The 13,271-nt window shown below is 58.2% G+C and carries 8 protein-coding genes, 1 tRNA gene and 1 pseudogene; 7 read left to right on the top strand and 3 right to left on the bottom strand.

The features are described from left to right. Positions 1-203: 203 nt before the first annotated feature. A pseudogene (locus tag ACOQOY_RS02200) lies at positions 204-1,655 on the bottom strand (cyclic nucleotide-binding domain-containing protein); the annotation flags it as partial. An 83-nt stretch (positions 1,656-1,738) separates the two neighbouring features. Here ACOQOY_RS02200 and ACOQOY_RS02195 point away from each other — a divergent pair. Further along, a complete protein-coding gene (locus ACOQOY_RS02195) occupies positions 1,739-2,710 on the top strand; it encodes a hypothetical protein (RefSeq protein WP_420583850.1) in 972 nt (323 codons plus the stop codon). Positions 2,711-3,000: 290 nt separating this feature from the next. On the opposite strand, the gene ACOQOY_RS02190 is transcribed toward ACOQOY_RS02195, so the two are convergent. Continuing rightward, positions 3,001-3,075 (bottom strand) — tRNA-Gln (locus tag ACOQOY_RS02190). A 280-nt stretch (positions 3,076-3,355) separates the two neighbouring features. On the opposite strand from ACOQOY_RS02190, the gene ACOQOY_RS02185 reads away from it, so the two are divergent. Next, a complete protein-coding gene (locus ACOQOY_RS02185; RefSeq protein WP_420583849.1) occupies positions 3,356-4,264 on the top strand; it encodes a haloalkane dehalogenase in 909 nt (302 codons plus the stop codon). Between the two features lie 16 nt (positions 4,265-4,280). Here the strand turns inward: ACOQOY_RS02185 and ACOQOY_RS02180 are convergent, their stop codons facing one another. Next, positions 4,281-4,769, bottom strand: coding sequence for an SH3 domain-containing protein (locus tag ACOQOY_RS02180; protein WP_420584022.1), 489 nt, complete (start codon positions 4,767-4,769; stop codon positions 4,281-4,283). Between the two features lie 171 nt (positions 4,770-4,940). Between ACOQOY_RS02180 and ACOQOY_RS02175 the strand changes: the two genes are divergently transcribed. The 5 genes from ACOQOY_RS02175 (at position 4,941) to ACOQOY_RS02155 (ending at position 13,259) form a co-directional block, all read left to right on the top strand. Then, positions 4,941-5,927 carry a 2-hydroxyacid dehydrogenase gene (locus tag ACOQOY_RS02175; RefSeq protein ID WP_420583848.1) on the top strand — a complete coding sequence of 329 codons (987 nt, stop codon included), beginning with the start codon at positions 4,941-4,943 and terminating at the stop codon, positions 5,925-5,927. 38 nt (positions 5,928-5,965) lie between these two features. Continuing rightward, positions 5,966-7,759, top strand: coding sequence for a gamma-glutamyltransferase (ggt, locus tag ACOQOY_RS02170; RefSeq protein WP_420583847.1), 1,794 nt, complete (start codon positions 5,966-5,968; stop codon positions 7,757-7,759). Positions 7,760-7,771: 12 nt separating this feature from the next. Then, positions 7,772-9,193, top strand: coding sequence for an FAD-binding oxidoreductase (locus tag ACOQOY_RS02165; protein WP_420583846.1), 1,422 nt, complete (start codon positions 7,772-7,774; stop codon positions 9,191-9,193). 87 nt (positions 9,194-9,280) lie between these two features. Continuing rightward, positions 9,281-10,609, top strand: coding sequence for a hypothetical protein (locus ACOQOY_RS02160; RefSeq protein ID WP_420583845.1), 1,329 nt, complete (start codon positions 9,281-9,283; stop codon positions 10,607-10,609). A 142-nt stretch (positions 10,610-10,751) separates the two neighbouring features. Next, positions 10,752-13,259 carry a GcvT family protein gene (locus ACOQOY_RS02155; RefSeq protein ID WP_420583844.1) on the top strand — a complete coding sequence of 836 codons (2,508 nt, stop codon included), beginning with the start codon at positions 10,752-10,754 and terminating at the stop codon, positions 13,257-13,259. Positions 13,260-13,271: the final 12 nt, after the last annotated feature.

Raw genomic sequence — 13,271 nt, 5'->3', positions numbered from 1 at the left:
TGGAAAACAGCAAAGCAGCGCTTGTCGGCGCTGTGAAAGATCGGTTATTCGCCCAAAGAGGCCATGCTCACAGCTTCGAGTAGTCGGCACGACTTGATATTCAGTTTCTCATGGACATGCCGAAGGTATTGATCGCCCCGATCCCGACTGGCGTCCGTCAAACAACACTGTTGTTTTGCGAAACCCTTCTGATTGATGATCTCTCAAGAATTGGCCCCTGTTCCAGAGGATTCTGCGGGTTCTCCCAGGTCCAACACCGCTGGGTCAATCATTCGCTTGTCAGCACTCAACTTGACAGCATTCCGCATAGCCTTGCTTCGCCGCAGCAAGCGCCGGAAACTTGCCTCGTCCAGCATAAGCAGGGTCGAAGGTGCCAATGCCCGCACGTTTACGCGACGGGGCCGTTTCAACAGCATGGCCAATTGCCCAAACATCTCGCCGCGACCCAGCCGCGAGCTGTGCCTGCCGAGTTCCACTTCCACCGCTCCGGAAGCAATGAAGAATACACTTTGGGCAATTTCATCTTCGGATAAGATGGTTTCACCTGCGTTTGCATAGCGGGTGCGCAGTGCTCGGCTGAGTTTCCGCAGAGAAGCTTTGTCGAGATCAGAAAATAGCGGAAACTGCCTGACCAGATCCCGTCCTTTGAGGGCGATGTCCAGTACCGGACGGCCTTCAGACATATTACGTCGCACAGCTACTTCATTCATCAACACCGAATAAAGTTCTTCACCCACCAATCCGTCCTCGCGCATAACCGCGTATTCACGCTCTTCCAGTCGCAGCGCCGTGCGTCGGATGAACCGCCTCTCCAGCTTTTCGGCATAGCCGGGGTATTGTAGCCGCAGACCATCCAGCGCTGTCTGAACCGCCTCAGATCGGCGCGCCAACACTTCATCAAGCAATTCCGCAACCCGGCGTCCGTGGATCCGGCGTATGCGGCCGCGGACGAATCCATCAAGGTCCTGCAAGATCAGCCGTTGCATGAGCAATCGTTCAAAACGATCCGTCGTAATACGGGTGAGCGGGAACGAAATTCGAAGCCGGTTGTGCAGAAACACGGCGATCCGAAAAGATTTGCCGTAAACTACGGACCGATTTGATGCGCGCTGATAGCCCAACCGCCCACCGGTCCTTGCGCCTTCAATCAGCCGATCCGCGTCGGACAGGATTTTCTCACTCAGAACCGATGACATGGTGCGTTCTCGCATCCGGGCCAATACGGAATCTCGTTCCGCACCGGCCAGCGCAATAAGACCAAGCGTAATTCGGTCACGTTCAAGAATCTCCGCGCTGTCTTCGGCGGCCTTTACAGCATCGTCGAGTCGTTCGCTAAACTGTTTGGCTTCGTTTCTGACGATATCATGGGTCAAGTTGTAGTTTTCTGCGGTGCGGGACACGTCCTCGCGAACCGACTGCAAGGCGACCGCAACCACCTGACGCGACAGAGCGGTATCAAGTGGAGAGAGCTTATTGAGCCCGAGTTTTGTGATCACCAGGCGCAGGGTTGTACCCTGAACAACCAGTGTAAACAGCGTAAAACCAGTGGCCAAGATGCCGACCAAACGCTTGGTCTCAAGTGGGATATGTGTGCTTTCGGTACTCCAAAAACAAAGTGATCCTTGCGACACTTTGAGAGATAAGGCGCTACGCAAGATGTGTGTTGTAGTACAACACGATCTTGCCAGGGAGACGTTGCACTCTCCCGTGGACCCTCTCGCGGTGGCTCCTTCAGGGCATGGAACCCATTGCAGAGCCAGAAGAACGTTTGGCCGTTCATGCAAGAGCTTATCCTGGCCAGCACGAACCACTTATTGAGCCGGAAGTCTGGGATGGCATTCAGGGTCAGCTTGGGTCGGCCTCGGCGAAAGGTCGAACGTTCACCAGGCGCAACAGGAGCGGAGCAAAGGCATCGGTCTCGCTTCTTGCCGGCAGGATTTTCGATCAGACCGGAGATCGCCTCACCCCCAGCCATTCAAAGTCAGCGAAAGGGCTTCGGCTGAGATACTACGTTTCTCATCGTCTGGTGCGTGGGTCGGCACCACGCGATCCTTCCGGCTGGCGTTTGCCGGCGCCCGAACTGGAAGATAAGGTTGCCGCTCTGATCGGGCAGCATTTTACGAACCCGGAGTTTCAGGCGGGTATTCTTCATGAAGCTACGACTGACGAGATTGCGACAATCGGTGACAAACTGGCGCCTCCGCAAGAGTCGGGAAACGCAGGGGCAGAAGGTAATTCCGGTACCGCACTGGTTCTGGTTGAGCGCATCGACATCTCTCCAGGTGAGATCCGGATTTCAATGTCAGCAGAACATCTTGCAGAGCATATCGGCGCCGATGCGAACCGCATCGCCGAAGACCTCCTGAGTTTCTCATCCCCGTTCCAGCATCGCAAACGTGGGGTCGAGACAAAACTCATCATCGGTAACGAGGTAGCGAAAACAGACGAAACCCTGCTTCGCAACATTGCCCGGGCTCACCGGTATTTCGACCTTGTGCGTTCCGGGAAAACCTTCGGCGAGATTTCTGAGGCCGAAGGCGTCTCAAAACGCCGTATTCAGCATCTGATCGAGCTGGCGTTTCTGGCGCCTGATATCATCCGTGCGATCCATGAGGGCAGGCAGCCGGTTGGCCTGACTTCCGAATGGTTGAAACGGCAAGCCTTCTCGCCGATCTGGTCAGAGCAGCGCGAACAGTTTGCTACCCTTTGAGCAACTGCCCGCAGGCTAATTATTTCACGTTTTCAATAATATAAAGTTGAACCGGCTAACTCTCGACCGGGTTATCCAGGCTCCGTGCATCAGTGCCGCATCATTGGAGATGCACCTGCCATCATCCCCGGCCAAACTGCTACCGCGGGAATGCCGATTCCAGACTTTTGGCGGAAACCCCCGGAGTTCCGGCGATAGTGCAGTCTGGGGTGTCTGAGAATCCTAAAGTCAGCCGAAAATCTCGGACGAATTTCCGAAATTATACATTGGTATCAATATCTTATGAGTTGTGGCTGGGGTGGTAGGATTCGAACCTACGATACACGGTACCAAAAACCGCTGCCTTACCACTTGGCTACACCCCAACGGTGAGGCGCTATCTACGATTGTTGTTTGGAGGGTTCAAGGCCTTTCCGGCAAAAAATGAACGTGCCGTAAAAATATTTTTGGAAGCGGCGTCATTGCAGGTACTTGCCGCCAGATACCCGACCTTCACACCGCGCAGAATGGGTTCTCTGTTCGGCGCTGTTCCTCTGGCATTCTCCACAAACGTGTCAAAATTTTCGCGACTTTTTGCGATATGTGATTTGGTGCCCCCTGATGACACAAAGCATCCTCTGCTTAGGTTTAGAAATGAGGTGAGACATGAAAGTGCTGCGTACGCCGGATGAACGGTTTCAGGGGCTGGCCGACTTTGCGTTCGATCCCCACTATGTGCAAATCGACGATACCGAGGGCGGCAAGTTGCGCGTGCACTACGTGGATGAGGGGCCAAAGGACGCCGATCCCGTATTGATGATGCACGGAGAGCCCAGCTGGTCTTACCTTTATCGTCATATGATCGCAGGATTTGTTGCCAAAGGGCATCGGGCGGTGGCGCCTGATCTTGTCGGCTTTGGGCGGTCTGACAAGCCGATTGAACGCAGCGACTATACATATGAACGCCACGTGGCCTGGATGGGCGCATGGCTGAAGGCTGTGGATCTGCGCAACATCACCTTGTTTTGTCAGGATTGGGGTGGGTTGATTGGGTTGCGGCTGTGGGCGGAGATGCCGGATCGGTTCGCCCGTATCGTGGTGTCCAACACAGCCTTGCCGACAGGGGATCAGCCGCTAGGTGCGGCCTTTGAAAACTGGCGCAAGTTCAGCCAAGAGGTGCCGGTCTTCCCAGCCGGAGGGATTTTGAAAGGCGGGACAGTCTCATCGCTGTCGGATGAGGTCATCGCAGCCTATGATGCGCCTTTTCCAGACGAAAGCTACAAGGCCGGCGCACGCAAGTTTCCGATGCTTGTCCCATCAACGCCGGATGATCCGGCATCTGAGCCGAATCGGCAGGCTTGGAAGGTGATCGGGGGACTGAACACTCCGGTCCTGACGGCCTTTGGCGCGGATGACATGGTCATGAAGGGGGTCGAAGCCGTTTTTCAAAAGAATTGTCCGGGCGCAGAGGGGCAGCCGCATGTCATTTTGCCGAAGGCGGGCCATTTTCTGCAAGAGGATGTCGGGTCGGAGCTGGTCAGGCTGACCTGCGATTTCATCACCCGCACGGGTTGAGGGTTGGGAAACCGGCCTATTCCCGCAACTCGGACGGGTCGACACCCCAAAGGTTCGATTTCAGCGCCCAGCCGCGGTAGCCTCCGGCCGAGATGTGGCACCAGTCCAGCGTGCAACTGCCGAGGCGGGCCACGACGCCGGATTCGAATTGCGCGCTGACCTGTGTATTGGCATCGGGGCTTGTATAAACCGGCAGCAGTTCGGCCTCTATCAGCACTGTACGCACGCCAGAGAGCAAGGCGTAATGGACCCAGCCTCCGGCTCCGTCGCGATCCTGCACCTTTCGCCAGTTGCCGTATTCAGCCGTGATCTGTAGCGGCATACCGCGCCGCTTGAACACCCAGTCGATTCGATGGGTCAGCGACGGGCCCCGGCGCACGTTGCCTTCGGCGGCTTTCATCGAGACATATCGCGGCAGTGGCAGGTTGGTGACCGGGCCGCGCTTGTCCTGCGCGCTGGCGGACAGGCTGCCCAGAGCGATCAGAAATGCGGACGAAACCACCAGAAGGCGGCGTTTTACCGTTAGAAAACCACTCACTGACTGCCTGCTCTTGTGCCTGTTGATCGGGTTTCGAAAAAAGGTCGTCTTAATGCGTCGCGGGTTCTTGTACCCCGCCTTATCCTGCGCCACGATGCCATGGTGCGCGAAGGTTTGCAAAGCGATGGGAGGACGCAGGTGCCAAGAGAACGTCTGAGTGTTGTCGTTACGCGACGGTTGCCCGAAGCCGTGGAAACCAGACTGAGCGAGTTGTTTGACGTGCAGCTGCGCGACGACGACACCCCAATGTCGCGTGACGAGCTGGTCGCGGCGGTCAAAAGCGCGGATGTGTTGGTTCCGACGGTTACTGACACGATTGATGGTGGGGTGTTGGGGCAGGCCGGTGAAAAGCTGCGCCTGATTGCCAATTACGGGGCCGGGGTAGACAATATCGACGTTGCTACGGCCCGGCAGCGCGGCATTCTGGTGTCGAACACGCCCGGAGTGCTGACGGACGACACCGCGGATATGACAATGGCTTTGATTCTGGCCGTTACGCGGCGATTCCCCGAAGGGGTTGGTGTTATGCAGCGGGGCGACTGGACGGGCTGGGCTCCGACAGCGCTGCTGGGCGGGCGGATCGGTGGTCGTCGCCTTGGCATTCTGGGAATGGGCCGGATCGGTCAGGCGGTCGCGCGCCGCGCCCAGGCCTTTGGGATGCAGGTGCATTACCACAATCGCCGTCGGTTGCGCCCTGAAGTCGAACAAGAGCTTGAGGCCACCTATTGGGAAAGCCTCGATCAGATGGTCGCCAGAATGGATGTTGTGTCCATCCATTGCCCGTCGACCCCGTCGACCTTTCATTTGATGAATGCGCGGCGGCTGAAGCTACTGAAACCCTCGGCGGTTGTAATCAACACGTCTCGGGGGGAGGTGATCGACGAAAACGCTCTGACCCGTCTGATCCGTTCCGGTGATATCGCCGGCGCCGGGCTGGACGTGTATGAACACGGCACACAGGTGAACCCGCGATTGCGGCAACTACCGAATGTGGTGCTGTTGCCTCACATGGGTTCGGCCACGTTGGAAGGCCGGATCGAGATGGGCGAGAAAGTCATTATCAATATCAAGACCTTTGAAGACGGGCATCGCCCGCCGGACCAAGTTGTTCCATCCATGCTGTGACGCATACGCGCCGCAGGAACAGTTTTCAGGAGGACACGATGAGACGACATCTGATTTCAGGATTGTTTTTGACGGCTGTGGCCTTTTCCGGGCCAGCCTTTGCACAGGAAACCGCTGACGCGGTCGCGCCAGAAGGTGCCTCGGAAGGGCAGGTTCAGGCCCTGACGGAAGAGGTTATTGCAGCGCTTGAGGCCAAGATGGCCGGAGAGCCCGTCACCTCAGAAAACTGGATGGTTGCTGCCGCGAACCCTTTGGCAGTTGAGGCCGGTGCCAAAGTGCTGAGGGCCGGGGGATCAGCCGCCGATGCCATGGTCGCGGTGCAGGTTGTGCTTGGATTGGTCGAGCCGCAGTCCTCGGGCCTGGGCGGTGGGGCGTTTCTGGTCTGGTATGACGCCGCAACTGGCAAGCTGACCACGCTGGACGGGCGCGAGACTGCGCCTTTCGAAGCAAGCCACCGGTTGTTTCAGGATGACAATGGCGAGCCTTTGAAATTCTACGATGCGGTTGTTGGCGGTCTGTCCGTTGGCACACCCGGCACGCCCGCCTTGCTGGAAGAGGCGCACCGCCGCTGGGGTCGCAGCCCGTGGCCCAGCCTGTTTCAGGACGGTATAACCCTTGCCGATGAGGGTTTTCTTGTTTCCCCACGTCTGGCTACCTTGGTCGCGGCAGATGCAGAACGGCTGTCGCGGTTCCCAATGACGGCTGAGTACTTCCTGCCGGGCGGCGAGCCATTGCAACAGGGTCAGCGCCTGATGAACCCGGACTATGCTGAAACGCTGCGGGTTCTGGCCAGCGAAGGGTCTGCCGGGTTCTATGGTGGCGAGATTGCAGCCGGAATCGTCAGCACGGTTCGCAGCGCGCCGGGAAATCCGGGTGTTCTGTCCGGCGTCGATCTGGCGCTCTACCAAGTGATCGAACGCGAGCCGGTCTGCGCCTCCTATCGCGCCTATGAAGTTTGTGGAATGGGACCACCTTCGTCCGGCGCGCTTACGGTTGGGCAGATTCTAGGAATGCTGGACGGCTATGATCTGGCCGCGATGGGACCAGAAAACGCCAATGCGTGGCGCCTGATTGGCGATGCCTCGCGCTTGGCCTTTGCGGATCGCGGTCGCTATATGGCCGACCACGACTTTGTTCCGATGCCGACACTGGGTCTGGTCGATCCTGACTATCTGTCCGAACGCGGGCAGTTGCTGAGTAGTGAGGGCGCGCTGTCCGAGGTTGCACCGGGCAATCCTGAATTCGACCATGCATCGAACTGGGCGGATGATATCTCGCTAGAGCTTCCTTCGACCTCGCATATCTCGATTGTGGATCAGTATGGCAACGTCTTGTCGATGACCACGACAATCGAAAATGGCTTTGGTTCTCGGCTGATGACCAACGGGTTTCTGCTGAATAACGAGTTGACTGATTTCTCGTTCAAAACTCACTCGGACGGCGTTCCGATTGCCAACCGCCTGGAGCCGGGTAAGCGTCCGCGCTCGTCGATGAGCCCTACGATTGTGATGCTGGATGGCGCGCCGGTCCTGGCCATTGGCTCTCCGGGTGGCAGCCGCATCATCGGATACGTGGCCAAGTCGATCATTGCTTGGGCCGATTGGGACATGGACGTGCAGCAGGCGTTGGCGTTGCCACATCTGGTCAACCGGTTTGGCACCTATGATGTCGAACAGGGGACAGCGGCCGAGGGGTTCTCGGACGCACTGATCGAACTGGGCTATGAGGTCAACGCGCGCGATCTGACTTCGGGTCTGCACGCGATCGAGATCGGAGACAGTCTGATCGGTGGTGCCGACCCGCGCCGCGAAGGCATCGCGCTGGGCGAATAAGAGGGAAACCATATGGTGCAGGCAGCTGCGTTACCGCGAAACGAGGCCGGGATTGAAACGGCTGTCGGCATCCTGAAACAGACCTTTGGTGATCGCCTGCAAACCAGTCAGGCGATCCGGGAACAGCATGGTCACACCACCACATGGATCAACAACCAGGCCCCGGATGCGGTGGTGTATCCGCACTCAACCGACGAGGTCTCGGAGATCGTCAAAACCTGCGCCCGATATAAGGTGCCGGTGATTGCCTTCGGCACCGGAACGTCGCTTGAAGGTCATGTGAATGCGCCTGCTGGTGGGGTGTCGGTCGACCTGACACTGATGGACAAGGTTCTGGCCGTTCACGCCGGTGATCTGGATTGTGTGGTGCAACCGGGCGTGACGCGTGAAGACCTGAACACCCATCTGCGCGATCAGGGCCTGTTCTTTCCAATTGATCCCGGCGCAAATGCCTCGCTGGGCGGGATGGCGGCAACGCGTGCCTCGGGCACCAACGCGGTGCGGTATGGCACAATGAAGGACAATATCCTCAGCCTTGAGGCGGTGATGCCGGACGGGCAGATCATCCGCACCGGGCATCGGGCACGAAAATCTTCGGCAGGTTATGACCTGACCCGACTGATGATCGGGGCCGAAGGGACGCTGGGTATCATCACCGAGCTGACCCTCCGCCTGCACGGCATCCCCGAGGCGATCACCTCGGCACGCTGTTCTTTTCCGACGGTAGATGCCGCCTGTCAGGCGGTAATGATGACGATCCTGTACGGAGTTCCCGTCGCCCGGATCGAGCTGTTGGACGAACTGTCCGTCAAGGCGGCCAACGCGTATTCCGGGCTCAGCCTGCCGGAAACGCCGTTACTGTTGCTGGAGTTCCACGGCTCGGATGCCGGTGCGGTCGAGCAGGCCGAAACCTTTGGCCAGATCGCCGAAGAATTCGGCGGCACCGATTTCGCAACGACCGGAACGACGGAAGAGCGCAACAAGCTGTGGCAGGCACGGCACGACATGTACTGGGCCAGTCTGCAATTGCGCCCGGGTGCACAGGGGATTTCTACCGATGTCTGCGTACCGATCTCACGGTTGGCGGAATGCGTAACCACCACGCGTGCCAAGGCCGAGGAACTGGGGCTGATGGCCCCGATTGTCGGTCATGTCGGTGACGGGAATTTCCACACGCTGTTGCTGATCGACATGGACAATAGCGACGAGGTTGCCCGGGCCGACGGGTTTGTCGGCTGGCTGAACGACCTGGCCATCTCGATGGGTGGGACCTGCACGGGTGAGCATGGAATCGGGCAGGGCAAGCGCCCCTATCTGGTCAAAGAGCTGGGACCGGCAGTAGACTATATGAGTGCGATTAAACAGGCCTTAGACCCTGATAACATCATGAATCCGGGCAAAATTCTTCCGTCGCACCAGATTGAACAAGAATAAGAATTTCTGCATTTCAGCCACAAGCCCGCCCCATTTTGCTGTTAGCCACACCACAAAAGAGCAGCAATTGATTTTTTGGGGTTTTAAATGGACGCTTTGCGGTTTCTTGGTTTCGCGCTGGTCGTCATATTGGCCATTGCCGGGGTTGACTATTACCAGCAGGACAAAAAGCACGAGGGGACCCTGTCCGCCAATGGTTACGTTGATACGCTAAAGCAGCGCTTCGCGCTCTATCACGAAGAACTGGACGCGGAACAGGTCGAACGCGAGCGGAAACAGCGTTGGCGCGCTGGTGGTAAACCTTACATGCCAGAGTCGGGCGATGGCTGGGTGCGTCGGTCATTGTCTGACGTCGAGTTCACTCTGGATGCCCGCGAAGGTCCCGGTCTGGCAAATATAAGCGAGGCCGCCCGGCCTCTGGCCCGAAACGTCGCTGTGCAGGAAGCCAAGCAATTAGTCTCAAAGCTGGAACGCACAAGCTGGGTTTATGAAAAGGGCGACTATACCCTGTGGCTGCAGGTGTCGTTCCGGGAAAATGCCAGTTCCAACACGCTCGCCGGTAACATTGCCCAATCCATCGCGGGTTTGGGGCTGAACAACAGCGATTTCGCACCTTTTGGCGTGATCGGTGGGGTGGCATATTTCCAGTTCAAGCAAAACCAATACAGCGTGATCACGGTGGATGATCGCGCCTTTTGGGCAATCGTCACGGCCACCGTTTCGGATTACACAACCGAACCCGGCTTCGACATCTACAAAGGAACGCTCGGGCTGGGTGAAGAAATCCGAATGCAGCTGTATTCGGACGCCCCCGCAGAAGAGGTTCACGCCTTCCTCGCCCAGTTGGACTATGACGGGATGAATGCGGTTCTGCGTAAGCCAGTGCCCGGCGTAGCCAATGGCACGGCCGCCAATCCTGAAGGTGAGGCTGAGCTGGCCGCGAATATGGCCGCGTTGCGGACGGAGTTTGTTAAACTTCGCGGCGAACTGGCGCGGTTGCGGATCGAAAATATGGATGGGTTGGCTCTGGTCGCCAATACTCTTGCCGGTCAGTACGGCTTGCCTGCCGACACGTTTGATCTGACCGCGAATAAAATCAGATCGGCGGATGATCTGGTTCAAGTCGGTTATCGCAAGGGGCTGTCGGACCTGATCGAAGGCCAGACTCAAAAGGCGGAAGTCGAGGGCGAGGGGATGTTCGGGCGTCTCTTCGGCTCGTTTAAAGGAGGCGACGATGCCCCTCAGACCGACGACCAAAGCGCCGGAGGTTTTCTGGGCGGCCTGAAATCCATGTTCAGCGGTCGTGAAACGGCGTCTTCGTCAGAGCCTGTGCGCGTTAACAAAGGCGGCGCAGGTGTGACCAGTAAATGCGCCACGCGGGATGCGTTCAAAAAATGTACGCTGTCTGGCGGCTAATCCGCTCAGAGCTTTTAACGAAATGCGACCTCCGGCAAGACCGGGGGTCGTTTTTTATGTCTCACAGGTCGGATGAATGTCGCGTTGGGGGCTTCAATTGCGCCATATGGTTGCAACTGAATTCAAGGGGAGACGCCCGGTTATGAAAACCCAAGTCAAAGCACTGGTTGTTGGCGGCGGCGCCGTTGGAACCTCGATCGCCTATCACCTGGCTAAGGCGGGCTGGGACGACGTAATGCTGATCGAGCGGGATGAGCTGACGTCGGGCTCGACCTGGCACGCGGCGGGCCTGCTGCCGCTGTTCAACATGTCCTATGCGACAACTCACATCCACAAATACTCGGTCGATTTCTACAAGACGCTAGAGGAAGAGACCGGCCTGAACGCGGGCTTCGCTGTGGTCGGCAACTTGCGTATGGCGCAGACACAAGAGCGTATGGACGAATACATGCTGTATGCGTCCACCGCTGAAACCTGCGACGTCGCCTACGAATGGCTTACGCCCGAGCAGATCAAGGAACGCTGGCCGCTGATCGAAACTTCGGACCTGAAGGGCGCGATCTACCACACCGAGGATGGTTACATTAACCCTGCCGATGTGACTCAGGCGATGGCCAAGGGTGCCCGTCAGCGCGGTGTTGAGATCGTCCGCAAGATGCAGGCCGACTCCTTCCACTGGAACGGTACCCACTGGGAAGTGACCTGCACCAAGATGGTGGAAAAAGGCGGCAACCTTGTTGAGAGCGACGAGCAAGTGGTGATCACCGCCGAGCATGTCGTGACCGCGTCTGGTAACCATGCACAGCGCACCGCCAAGATGCTGGGCATCAAGATGCCTGCCATCCCGGTCGAGCACACCTTCATCGTCATGGACAAAGACCCCGAGCTGGTCAAATGGCGTGAGGCGGGTAACCCCGAGCACCCCGTTGTGCGCGACGCGGACAACGAATCCTATGCGCGCGAAGAGCGTGGCGGCTGGATTTTGGGTATTTATGAACACGGCGCGCCTGCTCGCTTTGAGCATGGCGTTCCGAACAGCTTCCGCGCCGACCTGTTCCCGCTGGATCTGGACCGGATTGCGGATCAATACATGGCGATGGCCGAACGCGTGCCGTCCTGTGCCGAGTCCGGCCTGAAAGACGATTTCAACGGTCCGATCTGCTACACGCCCGATGGTAACCCGCTGGTCGGCCCGGCTCCCGGCCTGCGCAACATGTGGCTGGCCGAAGGGTTTTCGTTCGGCATCACCGCCGCAGGTGGCACCGGCTATTATCTGGCGCAGATGATGGTCGATGGCGAGGCCGAGATCGACATGGCCTCGCTGGACCCCAAGCGTTATTCGTCCAACTGGATGACCACCGAGTTCGCGGCCCGCAAGAATGAAGAGTGCTATGAGCACGTCTACATCCTGCACCACCCGGATGAAGAGCGTGAAGCCTGCCGTCCGCTGCGTACTGTTCCGGCCTATGATCGCCAGAAAGCGCGCGGTGCTCAGTTCGGCTGGGTCAACGGCTGGGAACGTCCGAACTATTTCGGCCCGCTGGATGCACCGGACAATTTCGACAAGGAAAGCCGTTCGTTCCGCCGTGGCGGCTGGTGGCAGTACGCCGTCGAAGAAGCCAAAGCAATCCGCGAGGGCGTTGGTCTGATCGACGCGTCGGCCTTCACCAAGCATGTCGTCAAAGGCCCCGGTGCGACCCAGTTCCTGGATTGGTTCACCTGCAACAAGCTGCCCAAGGTTGGTCGTATCAACCTGACCTACGCGCTGACCTCGCACGGCACCACCCGCACCGAATACACCATCGTCCGCAACGGTGAGAACAACTACTACATCGTCTCTGCCGGTGCATGGACTGAGTATGACGCCGACTATCTGCGCAAGGCGGCTGAGGACAAGATGGAGGAGTTCGGTTACATCGAAATCCAGGACGTGACCACTCAGTGGGGCGTCTTTGCCATCGCCGGGCCAAAGTCGCGTGACGTTCTGAAAGAGGTCATCAAGGACGCCGATCCGGAAACAGCGCTGTCCAACAAGCGCTTCCCGTGGCTGTCGGCCCGTCAGATCGAACTGGGCATGTGCCCTGTGAACGCGATCCGTGTGGCCTATACCGGTGAGCTGGGCTGGGAACTGCACCACCCGATCGAAATGCAGAACTACCTGTTCGACTTGCTGGAAAAGGCGGGTGAGAAGCACGGTATGAAGCTGGTCGGTGCCCGCGCTCAGAACTGGCTGCGGCAAGAGAAATCCTATCGCGCCTTCGGCACTGAATTAGGTCGCGATGCGACCCCGCTGGAAGCTGATCTGCCGCGCTTTGTCGACCTGTCGAAGGGCTTCCACGGTAAGGCCAAGCTGGAAGAAACAGGCGTGCGCGTGAAGTGTTGCACCCTGTTGATCGACGGGCCGGACGATGCCGATCCGTGGGGCCGCGAGGCGCTGTACACGCCAGAAGGTGAGCGCGTGGGTCGTCTGACCTCGGGCGGGTACTCGGTGGCCTTCGAGAAATCCATCGGGATGGGCTATGTGAAGCCTGAAATGGCGGTCGAAGGCACCAAGCTGAAGGTCAAAATTCAGGACAAGCTGTGGGATGCGGTAGTCACCTGCGACAGCCCATACGATCCGAAGAACGAGACCATCCGAAAGGACGGCTGATCCAAAGAGCAG

The sequence above is a fragment of the Ruegeria sp. genome (genome assembly GCF_965221235.1).
Classification (GTDB): Bacteria; Pseudomonadota; Alphaproteobacteria; order Rhodobacterales; family Rhodobacteraceae; genus Ruegeria.
This window is presented reverse-complemented; position numbering and strand designations above follow the sequence as displayed.